This window comes from Marinibacterium sp. SX1, assembly GCF_050389775.1.
Classification (GTDB): Bacteria; Pseudomonadota; Alphaproteobacteria; order Rhodobacterales; family Rhodobacteraceae; genus Marinibacterium.
On sequence record NZ_CP177144.1, the window covers coordinates 479,506 to 496,351 of the forward strand.

At 66.4% G+C, this 16,846-nt stretch carries 17 protein-coding genes; 15 read left to right on the forward strand and 2 right to left on the reverse strand.

The window, feature by feature from the left end; genetic code table 11:
* Window positions 1-171: 171 nt before the first annotated feature.
* The 4 genes from ACK3BB_RS02180 to ACK3BB_RS02195 are packed head-to-tail and all read left to right on the forward strand — an operon-like array spanning window position 172 to window position 4,914.
* A complete protein-coding gene (locus ACK3BB_RS02180) occupies window positions 172-1,074 on the forward strand; it encodes a carbohydrate ABC transporter permease (protein WP_428927092.1) in 903 nt (300 codons plus the stop codon).
* The gene (locus ACK3BB_RS02185) at window positions 1,071-1,898 is read left to right on the forward strand and encodes a carbohydrate ABC transporter permease (RefSeq protein ID WP_428927093.1); all 828 of its coding nucleotides are present in this window, start codon (window positions 1,071-1,073) and stop codon (window positions 1,896-1,898) included. The genes ACK3BB_RS02180 and ACK3BB_RS02185 overlap by 4 nt, the downstream gene beginning before the upstream one ends.
* The gene (locus tag ACK3BB_RS02190; protein ID WP_428927094.1) at window positions 1,895-2,959 is read left to right on the forward strand and encodes an ABC transporter ATP-binding protein; all 1,065 of its coding nucleotides are present in this window, start codon (window positions 1,895-1,897) and stop codon (window positions 2,957-2,959) included. Before ACK3BB_RS02185 ends, ACK3BB_RS02190 begins: the two co-directional genes overlap by 4 nt.
* Window positions 2,960-3,000: 41 nt before the next feature.
* A complete protein-coding gene (locus ACK3BB_RS02195) occupies window positions 3,001-4,914 on the forward strand; it encodes a glycoside hydrolase family 127 protein (protein WP_428927095.1) in 1,914 nt (637 codons plus the stop codon).
* Window positions 4,915-5,031: 117 nt separating this feature from the next.
* Here the strand turns inward: ACK3BB_RS02195 and ACK3BB_RS02200 are convergent, their stop codons facing one another.
* Complete coding sequence (locus tag ACK3BB_RS02200) at window positions 5,032-5,502, reverse strand: Lrp/AsnC family transcriptional regulator (RefSeq protein WP_428927096.1); 471 nt, start codon at window positions 5,500-5,502, stop codon at window positions 5,032-5,034.
* A 130-nt stretch (window positions 5,503-5,632) separates the two neighbouring features.
* Between ACK3BB_RS02200 and ACK3BB_RS02205 the strand changes: the two genes are divergently transcribed.
* The 6 genes from ACK3BB_RS02205 to ACK3BB_RS02230 all read left to right on the forward strand — a co-directional run bounded on the left by ACK3BB_RS02205 (window position 5,633) and on the right by ACK3BB_RS02230 (window position 10,218).
* The gene (locus ACK3BB_RS02205; RefSeq protein ID WP_428927097.1) at window positions 5,633-6,145 is read left to right on the forward strand and encodes an RrF2 family transcriptional regulator; all 513 of its coding nucleotides are present in this window, start codon (window positions 5,633-5,635) and stop codon (window positions 6,143-6,145) included.
* A 111-nt stretch (window positions 6,146-6,256) separates the two neighbouring features.
* Window positions 6,257-7,312, forward strand: a complete 1,056-nt coding sequence (locus ACK3BB_RS02210; RefSeq protein WP_428927098.1) for a sulfate ABC transporter substrate-binding protein — start codon at window positions 6,257-6,259, stop codon at window positions 7,310-7,312.
* Window positions 7,309-8,145 carry a sulfate ABC transporter permease subunit CysT gene (gene cysT / locus ACK3BB_RS02215; RefSeq protein WP_428927099.1) on the forward strand — a complete coding sequence of 279 codons (837 nt, stop codon included), beginning with the start codon at window positions 7,309-7,311 and terminating at the stop codon, window positions 8,143-8,145. Before ACK3BB_RS02210 ends, cysT begins: the two co-directional genes overlap by 4 nt.
* Window positions 8,138-8,554 carry a hypothetical protein gene (locus ACK3BB_RS02220; protein WP_428927100.1) on the forward strand — a complete coding sequence of 139 codons (417 nt, stop codon included), beginning with the start codon at window positions 8,138-8,140 and terminating at the stop codon, window positions 8,552-8,554. Before cysT ends, ACK3BB_RS02220 begins: the two co-directional genes overlap by 8 nt.
* Window positions 8,547-9,440, forward strand: coding sequence for a sulfate ABC transporter permease subunit CysW (gene cysW / locus ACK3BB_RS02225; RefSeq protein WP_428927101.1), 894 nt, complete (start codon window positions 8,547-8,549; stop codon window positions 9,438-9,440). Before ACK3BB_RS02220 ends, cysW begins: the two co-directional genes overlap by 8 nt.
* A 43-nt stretch (window positions 9,441-9,483) precedes the next feature.
* Window positions 9,484-10,218 carry a sulfate/molybdate ABC transporter ATP-binding protein gene (locus ACK3BB_RS02230; RefSeq protein ID WP_428927102.1) on the forward strand — a complete coding sequence of 245 codons (735 nt, stop codon included), beginning with the start codon at window positions 9,484-9,486 and terminating at the stop codon, window positions 10,216-10,218.
* A gap of 91 nt (window positions 10,219-10,309) precedes the next feature.
* On the opposite strand, the gene ACK3BB_RS02235 is transcribed toward ACK3BB_RS02230, so the two are convergent.
* Window positions 10,310-11,575 carry an MFS transporter gene (locus ACK3BB_RS02235; protein ID WP_428927103.1) on the reverse strand — a complete coding sequence of 422 codons (1,266 nt, stop codon included), beginning with the start codon at window positions 11,573-11,575 and terminating at the stop codon, window positions 10,310-10,312.
* A 254-nt stretch (window positions 11,576-11,829) separates the two neighbouring features.
* Here ACK3BB_RS02235 and cyoA point away from each other — a divergent pair, with 254 nt between their 5' ends.
* From cyoA to ACK3BB_RS02260, 5 genes are read left to right on the forward strand one after another with little or no spacing between them, the layout of a single operon-like run.
* A complete protein-coding gene (gene cyoA / locus ACK3BB_RS02240; protein ID WP_428928804.1) occupies window positions 11,830-12,900 on the forward strand; it encodes a ubiquinol oxidase subunit II in 1,071 nt (356 codons plus the stop codon).
* Window positions 12,901-12,905: 5 nt separating this feature from the next.
* Window positions 12,906-14,927 (forward strand): cytochrome o ubiquinol oxidase subunit I, encoded by a 2,022-nt coding sequence (cyoB, locus tag ACK3BB_RS02245; protein ID WP_428927104.1) that lies wholly within the window; start codon window positions 12,906-12,908, stop codon window positions 14,925-14,927.
* The gene (cyoC, locus tag ACK3BB_RS02250; RefSeq protein WP_428927105.1) at window positions 14,924-15,577 is read left to right on the forward strand and encodes a cytochrome o ubiquinol oxidase subunit III; all 654 of its coding nucleotides are present in this window, start codon (window positions 14,924-14,926) and stop codon (window positions 15,575-15,577) included. The genes cyoB and cyoC overlap by 4 nt, the downstream gene beginning before the upstream one ends.
* Complete coding sequence (gene cyoD / locus ACK3BB_RS02255; RefSeq protein ID WP_428927106.1) at window positions 15,574-15,948, forward strand: cytochrome o ubiquinol oxidase subunit IV; 375 nt, start codon at window positions 15,574-15,576, stop codon at window positions 15,946-15,948. Before cyoC ends, cyoD begins: the two co-directional genes overlap by 4 nt.
* Window positions 15,945-16,688: an SURF1 family protein gene (locus tag ACK3BB_RS02260; protein WP_428927107.1), complete on the forward strand. Its 744-nt coding sequence runs from the start codon at window positions 15,945-15,947 to the stop codon at window positions 16,686-16,688. Before cyoD ends, ACK3BB_RS02260 begins: the two co-directional genes overlap by 4 nt.
* Window positions 16,689-16,846 lie beyond the last annotated feature (158 nt).

The window sequence follows — 16,846 nt, forward strand, 5'->3', positions numbered from 1 at the left end:
GCCCCCGCGCCGGCCGCGGGACAGGACAGCTGCGCCCGACGACCTGACGTGGCCAGACCCGGGTCGGCCCCGGCCCCGAGACGGCTCCGCCCGGGAAAATACCCGGCCACCGCCGCCCCGCGCCGCCCGGCACATCCGGGCCGCGGCACGGAAACCAGAAGGGAACAGGCCATGCGCCGCATCGTTTCAAGCATCACCGACGGGATCGGCTTTGACATCCTGCTTGTCGGGCTGGCCATGGTCTTCCTGGTCGCCCTGGCCGGATTGCCGCTGGTCTACAACGTCATGATGAGCTTCCAGCAGGTCGACATGTTCAACCTCAACACCCTGTCACGGCCCTTTGCCGGGATGGAGAACTACCGCGAGGTGACCACCCAGCCGGAATTCTGGCTGGTCATGAAGAACACGGCCATCTTCGTCTTTGGCTCGATCGGCGGGCAATTTGCCCTGGGCTTTGCCCTGGCGCTGTTCTTCATGGCACGGTTTCCCTTTGCCGCCACGATCCGCGGGGTGTTCCTGGTGTCCTGGGTCATGCCCGGGCTGGTCGTCGGCGCGCTCTGGGCCTTCATCCTGGCCGGCGATTACGGCATCCTGAACGAGATGCTCAAGGGCCTGGGCCTGATCGACCAGAGCCTGTTCTGGAAATCCGATCCGCGCCTGTCGATCTGGGCCGTGACCATCGCCAACATCTGGCTGGGCCTGGCCTTCAACATGATGCTGCTGTCGGTCGGGCTGGCCGCCATCCCGCGCGATCTCTACGAGGCGGCCGAGCTGGACGGGGCCAACGGCTGGCAGCGGTTCTCGACGATCACCCTGCCGATGATGCGCTCGACCGTCGGCGCCGTGCTGGCCCTGGGCCTGATCTATACCCTGCAGCAATTCGACCTGTTCCCGGCCATCACCGAAGGCGGCCCGGCCAACAGCTCGACCGTGGCGCAATACTGGGCCTGGCAATGGTCGTTCCAGCTGTTTGACTTTGCCAAGGGCGCGACGGTGTCGGTCATGATGCTGGTCTTCGTCCTGATCGCCTCTTTCGTCTATGTCCGGTCGACCCGGCACGAGGTGCGCGGATGACCCGGCTGCCCACGCCCAAGCTGCTGCTGGCCCTGGCGCTGGTGCTGGCGGCGATCTACCTCTTTCCGCTCTACTGGATGTACATCACCAGCCTGAAGGGCGGCTCCGAGATCTTTGCCAGCCCGCCGACCTTCTGGCCGCGCGATCCCGACCTGTCGATCTATCCAGATGTCTGGGTGCGCCGGACCATGGCGACCTTGCTGACCAATTCGCTGATCATCGGCAGCGGGGTCACGGCCCTGACCGTGCTGCTGGGCACCGGCTGCGCCTATGTGCTGGCCCGCTACCGCAGCGCCTGGATCGATGTCGCGCTCTTTGTCATCCTGATGCTGCAGGTGCTGCCCGCCTCGGTCATGATCACCCCGCTCTATGTCGGGTTCAACCAGCTGGGCCTGCTGGCCTACCCGCGCACGGCCGTCATCCTGGCCACCGCGGCCAAGTCGATCCCGTTCTACATCGTGCTGGTCCGGGCGACCTTCATGAACGTCCCGCGCGAGCTGGAGGAAGCCGCGCTGGTCGATGGCAATTCCCGCTGGGGCGCGTTCTTCTTCATCGTGCTGCCGCTGGCGCGCAACGGCATCCTGGTGCTGGCCATCCTGACCTTCATGCAGGCCTTCGGCGAATACATCTATTCCAAGTCGATCATCACCACCCCGGCCTACCAGCCGGCCAGCGTCGGCCTGTCCAGCTTCCTCGGGCCCAACACGACCGACTGGAACGGCATCATGGCCTATTCGGCCATCTACGTGACCCCCATCGTGGCGATCTTCGTCATCCTGCAACGCCGGATCGTGGCCGGCCTGACTTCGGGTGCCCTGAAATGACCCCCCAGATCGATATCCGCAACGTCGACAAGCATTACGGGGCCTTCCATGCCCTCAAGGACATCAACCTGACCATTCCAAAGGGCGCCTTTGTCGCGCTGGTCGGCCCGTCGGGCTGTGGCAAGTCGACCCTGCTGCGGTCCATCGCCGGGCTGGAAACGATCAGCTCGGGCCAGCTGGAGATCGCCGGCGAGACGATGAACGACGTGCCCCCGCGCAAGCGCGACGTGGCCATGGTGTTCCAGTCCTACGCGCTCTATCCGCACATGAACGTGCTGGGCAACCTGACCTATTCGCTGCGCTTCAAGGGCGTGGGCAAGGACGAGGCCCGGCGCAAGGCCGACGAGGTTGCCGCGGCGATCGGGCTGCAGGACCTGCTGGAACGCTATCCCCGCGAATTGTCCGGCGGCCAGCGCCAGCGCGTGGCCATGGGCCGGGCGATCATCCGCAACCCCAAGGCCTTTCTCTTCGACGAGCCGCTGTCCAACCTGGATGCGGCCCTGCGCGTGCACATGCGCATGGAAATCCGCGCCCTGCACGACCGGCTGGGCGCCACCTCGGTCTATGTGACCCATGACCAGATCGAGGCCATGACCATGGCCGACCATGTTGTCGTCATGCGTGCCGGGGTCATCGAACAGCAGGGCGCGCCGCTGGACCTCTATGACCGGCCGGCCAACCGCTTTGTCGCCGGTTTCATCGGCTCGCCGGCAATGAATTTCATTGACGGCCGGGTGGCCGCCGGCGGCACGGCCGTCGAGCTGGATTTCCCCGGCGCCCCGGCCCTGGCGCTGGAAGGCCGGTTCGACCCGGGCCGCCCGGTCACGGTGGGGCTGCGGCCCGAACACCTGGCCGTGGGCGCGCCCGACGCCCAGTTCGAAGCGCCGATCCGGGTGGTCGAGAGCACCGGATCGCTGGCCTATTACACCACCGCCACGGCGCCCGAGCTGATGCTGGTGGAACAGGGCCGGGGCCGGCTGCGCGCGGGCGACACCGCGCCGCTGCGCATCGCGCCCGGCGACATCCACCTGTTCGACCAGGACACCGGCGCGACGCTCTGAGCGCCGGCCCCCCGCATTCAGACAGACAAGAGGCATCCCCCATGCGCACCTATGCGTCCGTCCCCTTTTCCCAGGTCAAGATCACCGGCGATTTCTGGCATGAACGGCTGGAAACCGTGCTGACCCGGACCATCCCCAGCCAGCTGGCCAAGCTGGAAAGCAGCGACATCCGCGGGTCGATCAAGCTGCCCAAGCCGGTGCCGCCGCTGACGATCCCCCGGCAATCCAACAATTTCACGGTGCAATATTTCTGGGACAGTGACATCGGCAAGTGGATCGAGGCCGCGGCCTATGCCCTGAGCCACCGGCGCGATGCGGCCATCGAGGCCGAGATCGAGGCCATGATCGACGACCTCGAAGCGGCGCAGGAAGACGACGGCTATCTCAATTGCTTCTACACCCAGCGCGAGCCCGAGAAGCGCTGGACCAACCTGCGCGACAATCACGAGATGTACAACGCCGGTCACCTGCTGGAAGGCGCGGTGGCCTATTACCATGCCACCGGGCGCGACCGGTTCCTGAAGATCATGGAACGCAACATGGACCATATCGCCGCGACCTTCGGGCCGGGCGAAGGGCGCAGGCGGGGCTATCCGGGCCACCAGGAGATCGAGATCGCCCTGGTCCGGGCCTGGCATGCGACCGGCCAGCGCAAGTTCCTGGACCTGGCCACCTATTTCATCGACGAGCGGGGCAATACCGACGGGGTCGACCATTACTTCGACATCGAATCCCGGGCCCGGGGCGAGGATCCGGCGGGCTATTGGTTCGGCGATTACGAATATTCCCAGGCCCATCTGCCCGTCCGCCAGCAGACCAAGGTGGTCGGCCATGCCGTGCGGGCGATGTACATGTACGCGGCCATGGCCGACCTGGCGGCGGAACATGACGATGCCGCCCTGCGCGCGGCCTGCGAGGCGCTGTGGAAGGACGTGACCGAACGGCGGATGTATGTCACCGGGGGCTTTGGCCCGTCGGAATGGAACGAGGGCTTCACCAAGGACTTCGACCTGCCCAACGACACGGCCTATGCCGAGACCTGTGCCTCGGTGGCCATGGTGTTCTGGGCCGCGCGGATGCTGAACCTGGATCTCGACGGGCAATATGCCGACGTGCTGGAACTGGCGCTCTACAACAACGCCCTGGCCGGGCTCAGCCGCGACGGGGCGCATTACTTCTACGACAACAAGCTGGAAAGCGACGGGGCACATCACCGCTGGGACTGGCACCGCTGCCCCTGCTGCACGATGAACGTGTCGCGGCTGGTGGCCTCGGTGGCGGGCTATTACTACGGGCTGGCCGACACCGAGATCGCCATCCACCTCTATGGCGGGGCAACGACAACCCTGCCGGTGGCGGGGGGCGAGGTCACGCTGGTCGAGACATCCGATTTCCCATGGGACGGGCGGATCCGCATCGCGGTCACCCCGACGCCGGGCACCGGGCGCTTTACCCTGTCGCCGCGCATCCCGTCCTGGTGCCGGGGCGCCAGCGCCCGGCTGAACGGGGCGCCCGTCGAGATGACGGTCGAACGCGGCTACCTCAAGATCACCCGCGACTGGGCCGCCGGCGACGTGCTGGAACTGGACCTGCCGATGGGGCCGGAGCGGCTTTATGCCCATCCCGACGTGCGCCACGACGCCGGGCGGGTGGCCCTGCGCCGGGGGCCGCTGGTCTATTGCTGCGAACAGCATGACAACGCCGAGCCGGTCAACCGCCTGCGCCTGGCCCCCGATGCGCCGCTGCGCGAACGCCGGGAACCCGGGATGCTGGGCGGGCTGGTCCTGCTGGAAGGCCCGGCCCGGGCCGAGGATGCAACGCCCTGGGGCACCGCGCTATATGCCACCGCCCGCGCTCCGGCGCGCGAGACGACGATGACGGCCCTGCCCTATTATGCCTGGTGCAACCGCGGGTCGAACCCGATGCAGCTGTGGCTGCAGGAAGCGGCCGACTGACCGGGCGCGCCAGCTGAGATATCCGGCCCAGCCTCCCGGGCCGGACATGGCGAAGCCGGGGGCGCGCGGGCATCTCCGGCTTTTGCTGTGGTGGGGCGAGGGCGAGGGGTTCTGCGGTCAGGCGGTCAGCGTGTCGATGGGCAGCACGCTATGGGCCTTCAGCCGTTTCAGCGCAAAGCTGGCCGTGATGTCGCGCACCGGGATGGCCTCGGTGATGCGCCGGCGGATGCGTTCGAATTCCCCCATGTCGCGCACGACGATGCGCAGCACGTAATCGTGGCTGCCGGCCAGCTGATAGGCCTCCATCACTTCGGGCAGGCTGTCCACGATGTCTTCGAACCGCGCATCCCAGGCCGCGCTCTGTTCGGGCGCCGAGACCCCGGCAAAGACGGTCAGCCCCAGGCCCAGCCGCTCGGGGTCGACCACGGCCACCCGCCCACGGATCACCCCGCTGTCCTGCAGCTTGCGCACGCGCTTCCAGCAGGGCGTCTGGGACAGGCCGACCATGTCGGCCAGCCGGGCCAGGGGCACCGTGGCATCGGCCATCAGCGCGGCCACGATCTTGCGGTCAATACGGTCGAGTTCCATCCGGGCATCTCCCTGCGACTCGGGTCACCGGGGCAGTGTGACGCAATTCTACGTAAAATCCAGTGCCTTTGTCGTGTATAGGCAAAAATGACGACTTCTCCTGCCGGGTTTTTGCTGATTTACTGGGACCATGATCACCCAGAAGACCAAGTATGCCCTGAAATCGCTGATGGCCCTGGCCGCGCTGGACAAGGGTGAGGCGCTGACCATCGAAGAGGTGGCGCAGCGCTCGGGTGCGCCCAAGCGGTTCCTCGAACATATCCTGCTGGACCTGCGCAAATCGGGCTACCTGGGGTCGAAACGCGGCCGGTCGGGGGGCTATTTCCTGATCCGCGAGCCGTCGAAACTGTCGCTGGGCGAATTGCTGCAACAGATCGACGGGCCGATCGCCCCGCTGCCCTGCCTGTCGCGCCGGGCCTATCGGCGTTGCGACGATTGCGCCGACGAGGACAGCTGTTCGCTGCGCCGGGTCTTTGGCGAGATCTTCTGGAGCTACCTGCTGCTCATCGAATCGCTGACCCTTCAGGATTTCATCCAGGATCCCGCCCTGGCCGGGAAAACCCTTGGCGATCAGGGGCCTGCCGCCCCGACCCCGGCCGACAGGGAAAGCCGCACCGCGCCCAGCGCCGCCGCCGGAGAATAATCTTCTCCGCTCGGGTGACGGAACGGCAGAGATGTTCCCTCGCAAACACGACTAACACGGTAGATATTACGGGTATTGGGCAATGACGCCCGTTCCGACAGGAGACCCCGAATGTCACGTGCCCCCTTCCCCGCCCCGGACAGAGATGCCAACCGGGCCAGCCGCACGCGCCGCCGCCCTCTCCTGGCCGCTTTGCTGGCCGGCGCGGCGCTGATCCTGCCGGCTTTCGGTCATGCCGAGACCCGGCTGCTGAACGTGTCCTACGACCCGACGCGCGAATTCTACCGCGATTACAACGCGCTCTTTGCCGAATGGTGGGCCGGCCAGGGCCATGGGCCGGTGACCGTCGAACAGAGCCACGGCGGATCCGGCGCCCAGGCCCGGGCGGTGATCGACGGGCTGGACGCCCAGATCGTCACCCTGGCACTGGCCTCGGACATCGACGCCATCGCCGAACGCAGCGACGTGCTGCCCGCCGATTGGCAGGCCCGGCTGCCGCACAATTCGGCGCCCTACACATCGACCATCGTCTTCCTGGTGCGCGAAGGCAATCCCAAGGCCATCGCCGATTGGGACGACCTCGTGCGCGACGATGTCGAGGTGATCACGCCCAACCCCAAGACATCCGGCGGGGCGCGCTGGAACGTCCTGGCCGCCTGGGGCTGGGCGATGCAGACCTGGGGCGACGAGGCCCGGGCGACGGAATACCTGGGCGAGCTGTTCCGCCATGTGCCGGTGCTGGACACCGGGGCCCGGGGCGCAACGACCACCTTCACCCAGCGGGGCGTCGGCGACGTGCTGCTGGCCTGGGAAAACGAAGCCTTCCTGGCGCTGGCCGAGCTGGGCGACGGGGCCTTCGACATCGTCGTGCCCTCGGTCTCGATCCTGGCCGAACCGCCGGTGGCGCTGGTCGAGGCCAATCTCGACACGGAGGCCGAACGGGCCGCGGCCGAAGCCTATCTGCAGCATCTCTACAGCCCCGAGGCCCAGGCCCTGGCGCTGGCCCATTACTATCGCGCCTGGGACCGTTCGATGGCCAGCGATGCCGATATCGACCGCTTCCCCGATCTGACGCTGGTGACGATCGCCGATTTCGGCGGCTGGGCCGAGGCACAGCCCCGGTTCTTCGGGGACGGCGGCATCTTTGACAGGATCTATGCCAAGTGACCGCCCTTCTGCGCACCGCCTCCCCCCTGCCCGGCTTTGGCCTGGGCATGGGCATCCTGCTGACCGCGCTGAGCGTGGTCGTGCTGGCGCCCATCGCCGCCCTGCTGGGCCGTGGCCTGGCCATGGGCCCGGGCGAGATTGCCGGCCATCTGGCCACCTCGCGGGTCATGGCCGCGCTGGCCCTGTCGTTCCGGGCGGCGCTGGTGGCCTCGGCCGTCAACCTGGTCTTCGGCCTGGCCCTGGCCTGGGTGCTGACGCGCTACCGCTTTCCGGGGCGGCGGCTGATCGATGCGGCCGTTGACCTGCCCTTTGCCCTGCCCACGGCCGTGGCCGGCATCGCGCTGACCGCGCTCTATGCCCCGGCCGGGCCCTTTGGTCAGCTGCTGGGCCATGCCGGGCTGCGCGTGGCCTATACCGAGGCCGGCATCTGGCTGGCCCTGGTCTTTGTCGGCCTGCCCTTCGTCGTGCGCACGGTGCAGCCGGTCATCGACGAGATCGACCCGGAATGGGAAGAAGCCTCGGCCACGCTGGGCGCCTCGCGGCTGCGCACGCTGCGGCGGGTCGTGCTGCCGGTGCTGATGCCCTCGCTGATGACCGGCTTTGCCCTGGCGCTGGCCCGGTCGGTGGGCGAGTTCGGGTCGGTCATCTTCATCGCCGGCAACCTGCCCGGCCGGACCGAGATCGCGCCCCTGCTGATCGTCATCCGGCTGGAGGAATACGATTACGACGCGGCCACGGCCATCGGCCTGGCCATGCTGGGCATCTCCTTCGCGATGCTGCTGCTGATCAATGTCACCCAGGTCTGGACCCGCAGGAGGATCGGCCATGTCTGACCAAGCCCCCATCCATCGCGCCCCCGCAAAGGGCACCCCCGACCACGACGCGCCCTTCCACCGCACGCCGCGGCACGGGACGCCCGGCCGGTCCGATCCGGGCACCCTGCCCGAAGGCAGCGGCCTGTTCCATGCCGCCGGGCTGGGTGCGGCGGGTCTGGCCGCGGGGGTCATCCTGGCCCTGGCCGGCCTGCCCTGGTGGGTGGCCCTGGCGGCCTACCTGGTCCTGCCCGGCGCCCTGCTGGCCCTGACCGCCCTGCTGGCCCGGCCCGCATCCGCCGATACCCGCCCCCGGCCGGACCAATGCACCCGGGGGCGATCCCGCGCCCCGTGGGCCCGGCCCGGGCGGGGCGTGACCCGCGCCCGGCCTGCCCCCTTCTCCCCGCGTTTCGGAGCCCTCCATGTCTGACCTCTCGCTTGCCGCCCCCCGCCTGCCGGCCCGCGCCCCGGCCCGGCCCCACCGGGCCACCACCGAGGCAAGGCCCGTGCGCATCGTCCTGACCGCCGCGGTGCTGGGCCTTGTCCTGATCCTGCTGATTGCCCCGCTGGCCGTGGTCTTTGCCGAGGCCCTGGGCGAGGGCATCGGCGCGGCGCTGGCCGCCCTGTCCGACCGCCAGGCCTGGGCCGCGATCCGCCTGACCGTGCTGGTCGCCGCGGTCTCGGTGCCCCTGAACGCCGTCATCGGGCTGGCCGCGGCCTGGGCCATCGCCAAGTTCGACTTTCGCGGCAAGGCCACGCTGATCACCCTGATCGACCTGCCCTTTTCGGTCTCGCCGGTTGTCGTCGGACTGGCACTGGTCCTGCTTTATGGCAGCCATGGCTGGCTGGGCGCCTGGTTGCAGGCCCACGACCTGCGCATCGTCTTCGCCTTTCCCGGCATCCTGCTGGCCACCCTGTTCATCACCTTTCCCTTTGTCGCCCGCGAGCTGATCCCGGTGATGACCGAACAGGGCCGGGCCGAGGAAGAAGCCGCGCTGACCCTGGGCGCCTCGGGCTGGCACATGTTCCGCACGGTGACCCTGCCCAATGTCCGCTGGGCCCTGCTCTATGGCGTGCTGCTGTGCAACGCCCGGGCGATGGGCGAATTCGGCGCCGTGGCCGTGGTCTCGGGCAAGATCCGGGGCCAGACCACGACCATGCCGATCATGATCGAAATGCTCTACAACGAATACCTCTCGGTCGCGGCCTTCTCAATGGCCGCCCTGCTGGCCGCCCTGGCTCTGGTCTCGCTGGCCCTGAAATCGCTGCTGGAATGGCGCCATGCCGACCAGCTGGCCGCCACCCGGCGCCATTGATCCCCGCCTTTTCCTCCCCACCCCCGGTTCACGGAGCATCCCCATGCAAATCGACATCGACGCCATCGCCAAGACCTTTGCCGGCACCACCGCCCTGTCGCCGGTCTCCCTGTCCATCGCCTCGGGCTCGATGATGGCCCTGCTGGGCCCTTCGGGATCGGGCAAGACCACGCTGCTGCGCATCATCGCCGGGCTGGAACAGCCCAGCGGCGGTCGGGTCCTGCTGGACGGGCGCGATGCCACGGTCACCCCGGTGCAGGACCGCCGGGCGGGCTTTGTCTTTCAGAGCTACGCCCTGTTCCGCCACATGACCGTCTTCGAGAACATCGCCTATGGCCTGCGCGCCCGGCCCCGGGCGACCCGGCCGACGGATACAGAGATCGGCCGCCGGGTGCGCGGCCTGCTCGACCTGATCCAGCTGCCCGAGATCGCCGGGCGCTATCCGGCCCAGCTGTCGGGCGGGCAGCGCCAGCGCGTGGCCCTGGCCCGGGCGCTGGCCACCCAGCCGCGGATGTTGCTGCTCGACGAACCTTTCGGCGCGCTGGATGCCAGGGTGCGCCGGGACCTGCGGGCCGGCCTGCGCGAGATCCACGATGCCACCGGGCTGACCACGGTCTTCGTGACCCATGACCAGGACGAGGCGCTCTCACTGGCCGACCGCGTGGCGGTGATGTCGATGGGCCGGGTCGAACAGGTCGGCACGCCCGAAGACATCCGCCACCGCCCCGCCAGCGCCTTTGTGCGCCAATTCATCGAGGCCGCGCCGACAGCCGCCTGAGCGGTTAAACGACAGACGCCCCGGAGAGGATCTCCGGGGCGTCACGTCTTGGCTGGTGGCCGGTCGCGCCCGTCCGTGCGGGCGCCCGGGATCAGGCCGTCCGGCGGGCCCAGCTCTGGTAGAGATAGAGCGTGACCACCGTCACGATGACCCCCGACAGCAGGTAGAGCGCCGCCGCCCAGAGCCCGAAGGCCGCGGTCAGGGCCAGCCCGGCCAGCGGTGCAAAGGCCGCGCCGACCAGCCAGGACAGGTTGGTCGACAGGGCGGTGCCGGAATAGCGGAACTCGGCCGGATAGCGGTTGGGCACGATGGCGCTGGCCTGCCCGTAGGCCAGGCCCAGCAGCAGGAAGCCGGGCAGCAGGAAGACCGCCGGCGCGGTGTTCAGCGCATTGATCGTCAGGCAGAGCAGGACGATCAGCGAGGTCGAGATCCACAGCACCTGCTGGCGCCCGATCCGGTCGGCCAGCACGCCCGAGGCAATCACCCCGAAGACCGCCAGGATACCGCCAAGCAGCTGGGTCAGCAGGATGCTGGACACATGCATGTCGGTGTAGAGCAGCTCGTAGGCCAGCGGGAAGACCGTGACCATGTGGAACAGCGCGTAGCTGGCCAGGGGCAGGAAGGTCGAGATCAGGATCGGCTTCCACTGGGTGCGCAGCAGGTCACCGAAGGGCGCCGAGCGCAGGACCTGGGGATCGCCGCCGAAATCGGCTTCGAGCAGGCGGATGCGGGCAAAGAGCGCCACGACGTTCACACCGAAGACCGCGAAGAAGCCGAAGCGCCAGCCGAACTGGTAAAATTCCTCGGTCGAGAGGAAGCCGGTGAGCACGTAGTAGAGCGAAGCTGCGACAATAAAGCCCAGCGGTCCGCCCAGCTGGGGGATCATTGCATAAAAACCGTTCCGGTTTTTCGGTGCGGCATTTTGCAGCTGCAGCGTCAAACCGTCCCAGGCGCCGCCCAGTCCGATGCCCTGCAGAAAGCGCATCACGGCCAGCAGGACGGGCGCCAGCCAGCCCAGTTTCTCGTAGCCCGGAAGCAGCCCGATGATGACCGTCGAGGTGCCCAGGATCATCAGCGCGGCCACAACCTTCCAGCGACGCCCGATATGAACCTGAACACGCCGGCCGATCAGAAAGGCCAGGGGCCGGGCCACGAAAGCCAATGAAAACAAGAGGAACGACAAAAGCGTTCCTGTTACCGGATCAAAATTCGGAAAAAACACAACGGGAAATACGATGGCCGAAGCAATTGCATAGACGAAGAATCCGAAGAAATCGGTCACCCGGGCCATGATCACCGTGGTGATGATTTCGTCCAAAGTGACGTGCTCGGACGCCTGGTTTTCGATGAGTGTCACGGATGTCTCCACGTGTTCTGAACCTGTTTCGCAGTGAACCAGTCACTTGCCGCCTTATCAAATCACCTAGATTTGCTTCAAGAAGGCGTTGCGTCTTTCTGCGACTGCAAGATAAGCAGCGCCCGCCAGATGCATCGGCCTGCCAACCCCAGCGGCGCGCCATGAAGCCAGCCTTCGCGCATCCGGAAAAATCGAGACGGAGATAGTCCATGAGCATGCGGCGCTCGCGCTTCCTTCCGGCATCACTCGCCCTGATGTCAATTGCCCTGTTATCCGGTTGCGACCTGTTGATCCTTAATCCCTCCGGCGACGTGGCCGCCCAGCAAGGTGACCTGATCGTCTATTCCACGATCCTGATGCTGATCGTGATCCTGCCGGTCATGGCCCTGACGGTGTTCTTCGCCTGGAAGTACCGGTCGTCCAACAAGGACGCGACCTACGAGCCCGAATGGGACCATTCGATCAGCCTCGAAATCGTGGTCTGGTCGCTGCCACTGGCGATCATCATCTGCCTCGGCGGCCTGACCTGGGTGGCGACGCACCGGCTGAACCCCTACAACGACCTGCCGCGTATCTCGGCCGACATCCCGATCGACGAAAACGTCAAGCCGCTGGAAATCCAGGTGGTGGCGTTGGACTGGAAATGGCTGTTCATCTACCCCGAACAGGGGGTTGCCATGGTCAACCAGGTCGCGGCGATCACCAATCGGCCGGTCGAATTCAAGCTGACCTCGGCCACCGTGATGAACTCGTTCTACATCCCCGCCCTGGCCGGCCAGATCTATACCATGCCCGGCATGGAAACCGAGCTGAACGCCGTGATGAACGAAGACGGCAGCTATGAAGGCTTTGCGGCCAACTACTCGGGCCTGGGCTACAACTGGATGCGCTTCACCTTCGATTCGATGGACCAGGCCGGGTTCGACGAATGGGTCGAACAGGCCCGGGCCGATGGCGCCGTGCTGGACCGCCAGGCCTTTGTCGCGCTGGACCAGCCGACGATGAAACACCCGGTCACGCCCTATGGCGAGGTCGAGGACGGGCTGTGGAACCGCATCCTGAACCAGTGCACCGGCGATACCGACCTGTGCATGAACGACATGATGATGGTCGATGCGCTTGGCGGCGGCGGCCTGGAAGGCCTGTACAACCGCGAGCTCTATCGCGGCATCTGTTCGGCCGATGATCCGCGCGCGCTGATCGAGATCCTGCGCCCGCAGGACGCCCACCGCGAGGACGAGGTGCTGTCGGCCATCGACATGCTGCCGCCCCTCACCCCGCCCAGCACGCAATCGCAGACGACATCCCACACCGAGGGGAACTGAACACAATGGCAATCGACCCGACAAATGCCGTCACCGAAGTGAGCCCGATCTTCGGCAAGCTCACCTGGCATGCCATCCCGCTCTACGAACCGGTCATCCTCGTGGCCTTCATCGGCGTGGTCATCCTGAGCGCCGCGGTGCTCTACCTGCTGACCAAGTACAAGTGGTGGGGCTATCTCTGGAACGAATGGTTCACCTCGATCGACCACAAGAAGATCGGGATCATGTACATGATCCTGGGCTTCATCATGTTCGTCCGGGGCTTTTCCGACGCCCTGCTCATGCGGTCCCAGCAGGTGCTGGCCTCGATGGGCTACGAAGGTTACCTGACCCCGCACCATTACGACCAGATCTTCACCGCCCACGGCGTGATCATGATCTTCTTCGCGGCCATGCCCTTTGTGACCGGGTTCATGAACTACATCATGCCCCTGCAGATCGGCGCCCGTGACGTGGCCTTCCCGTTCCTCAACAACTTCAGCTTCTGGCTGACGGTGTCGGGCGCGGTGCTGATCATGATCTCGCTCTTCGTCGGTGAATTCTCGACCAACGGCTGGCTGGCTTACCCACCCTTGTCGGGGCTCGACTATTCGCCCTCGGTCGGCATGGATTACTATCTCTGGGCGCTCAACATCGCCGGGGTCGGTACAACCCTGTCGGGGATCAACCTGGTGGTCACCATCGTCAAGATGCGCGCCCCGGGCATGACCTACATGCGCATGCCGATCTTTTCCTGGACGACGCTGTGCACCAACATCCTGATCGTGGCCTCCTTCCCCGTGCTGGCCGCCACGCTCGCCCTGATCACGGCCGACCGCTACATCGGCACCCAGTTCTTCAACGCGGAACTGGGCGGCAACCCGATGATGTACGTCAACCTCATCTGGATCTGGGGCCACCCCGAGGTCTACATCCTGATCCTGCCGATCTTCGGCATCTTCTCCGAGGTCGTGTCGACCTATTCGGGCAAGCGGCTCTTCGGCTATACCTCGATGGTCTACGCCACCTGCGTGATCATGATCCTCAGCTACGTCGTCTGGCTGCACCACTTCTTCACCATGGGTGCCGGGGCCAGCGTGAACTCGTTCTTCGGGATCACCACGATGATCATCTCGATCCCGACGGGGGCCAAGCTGTTCAACTGGCTGTTCACCATGTACAAGGGCCGCATCCGGTTCGAACTGCCCATGATGTGGACCGTCGCCTTCATGCTGACCTTCACCATCGGGGGCATGACCGGCGTGCTGCTGGCCGTTCCGCCGGCCGATTACGTCCTGCACAACTCGCTGTTCCTCGTGGCCCACTTCCACAACGTGATCATCGGCGGCGTTGTCTTCGGCGTCTTTGCCGGGGTGACCCACTGGTTCCCCAAGGCCTTCGGCTTCAAGCTTGATCCCTTCTGGGGCAAGCTCAGCTTCTGGGGCTGGATCATCGGCTTCTACCTGGCCTTCATGCCGCTCTACCTGCTGGGCCTGATGGGCGTGACCCGCCGCCTCAGCCAGTTCGAAGACACGGTCTATGCCGTCTACTTCGTCGTCGCGGCGATCGGCGCGCTGTGCATCGCCGGGGGCATCGCGGCCTTCTTCATCCAGCTCTACGTGTCGATCCGCGACCGCGACAGCGACCGGCTGCGCGACGACACCGGCGATCCGTGGAACGGGCGCACGCTGGAATGGTCGACCTCGTCGCCGCCGCCCTACTACAACTTTGCCTTCACCCCCAAGGTCCACGAGATCGACGCCTATGCCCACATGAAACGGCTGGGCTACGAACGGCCGACCGACGGGTTCGTGCCGATCCACATGCCGCGCTACACCGCGTCGGGCATCGTGATCTCGGCCTTCCTGACGATCATGGGATTCGGCCTGATCTGGCACATCTGGTGGATGGCGGCCCTGGGCTTTGCCGCGGCCATCCTCTGGGGCATCGGCCACACGTTCAACTATGACCGCGACTATTACGTCCCCGCCGACGAAGTCCGCGAGATCGAAAGCGCCCGCGGCGCACGGATGGAGCCTGCCGAATGAGCACAGCAACGCCCGCACCGACCGAGATGCCGGAATTCTTCGTCAAGGAAGACCCGCACCATCACGGCGACGACCACGGTGAGGATCACCACCACGAGACCGGCACCATGCTGGGTTTCTGGGTCTACCTGATGAGCGACTGCCTGATCTTCGGCGTGCTCTTCGCGGTCTATGCCGTGGTCGGCCAGAACTATGCGGCGGGCCCTTCGCCCGCCGACCTGTTCGAGATCGACATGATCCTGGTGTCGACCTTCATGCTGCTGTTCTCGTCGATCACCTACGGCTTTGCCGTGATCAACATGCAGCAGCGCAACACGCCGATGTTCTACCTGTGGATGCTGGTCACCCTGGCCTTCGGCCTGGCCTTCCTGGTCCTCGAGATCAAGGAATTCGCCCATCTCATCCACCTCGGCGCCACGCCGTCGGCCTCGGCCTTCCTGTCGGCCTTCTTCACTCTGGTCGGCACCCACGGGCTGCACGTCACGGCCGGGGCGATCTGGCTGGTCGTGCTGCTGGTCCAGGTCGGCCTGCACGGGCTGACCCCCGAGAACCAGCGCCGCGTGATGTGCCTGAGCCTGTTCTGGCACTTCCTCGACCTGATCTGGATCGGCGTCTTTTCCTTCGTCTACCTGACCGGAGTGCTGCTATGAGCTCGTCTGCCCACGACGCGCACGGGACCCATGATGCCCGGGGCGCCTATATCAACTACCTGGTCGGCTTTGCCCTGTCGGTCTTCCTGACCCTGGTGCCCTTCGGCCTGGTCATGAGCGGGGTCGATATCGGCCTGGGCTGGGCGCTGGCGGTGATCTTCATCTTCGGCGCGGTGCAGATCATCGTGCATGTGCATTACTTCCTGCACGTGACCGGCAAGGCCGAGAACGGCTGGCAGGCCATGTCGCTGATCTTCACGGTGATCCTGCTGGTCATCGTGCTGACCGGCTCGATCTGGGTGATGTTCCACCTCGACGAGAACATGATGCCGGCCCACGAACAGATCGAACGGGTCCGCAACCTGCCATGACCCGCATGACCGGCGCCGAGGACCCCAGGGGCCCCCGGCGCCCACTCTGGCTGGACCTGACCATCCTGGCCCTGTCGGCCGTGATCTTCGTCACGCTGATCGGGCTGGGAAACTGGCAGGTCCGCCGCCTTCACTGGAAACGCGACCTGATCGAAGCCGTCGACACGCGGGCCTTTGCCGCCCCGGTCGCCGCCCCCGCCGATCCCGTCGCGGCCGACACCCACAGCTACCTGCGCGTCGAGACCCAGGGCGTCTACCGCCACGACCTGTCGCAACGGGTCAAGGCCGTGACCGACCTGGGCCCGGGCTATTGGGTGATGACACCGCTGATCGCCCAGGGCGATGGCGCGCCCCGGACCACCTGGATCAACCGGGGCTTCGTGCCCAACGGGCTGGACCCGGCCGAGTGGACCCGGCCCGACGGCCCGCAGCGCGTCGAAGGCCTGCTGCGCCTGACCGAGCCCGACGGCACGCTGATGGAACGCAATGACCCCGAGGCCGGGCGCTGGGTGTCGCGCGACGTGCTGGCCCTGTCACGCGAGGCCGGGCTGGGCGACACGGCGGGCTATTTCATCGATGCCGATCACCAGGGCGCTCCGGCCGACTGGCCGCGCGGCGGGCTGACGGTGATCCATTTCCGCAATTCCCACCTGTCTTATGCCCTGACCTGGTTTGCCATGGCCCTGCTGTTCCTCGGCGCCATGGTCTATGTCATCCGCGACCGCCTGAAGCGCCGCTGACCATCGCCCCGGCCCGGATCGGGCCGGGCGATTTATGCGGCCTGCGCTCCCGGCCATCGGGGCCGGGCGATCACCGCGCGGCGCACCATTGTACCGGATGTTCATGGCGATCGTCGCTCCGGGCCACAGGGCCCGCACGATCATCGCGGGCTTTGCCC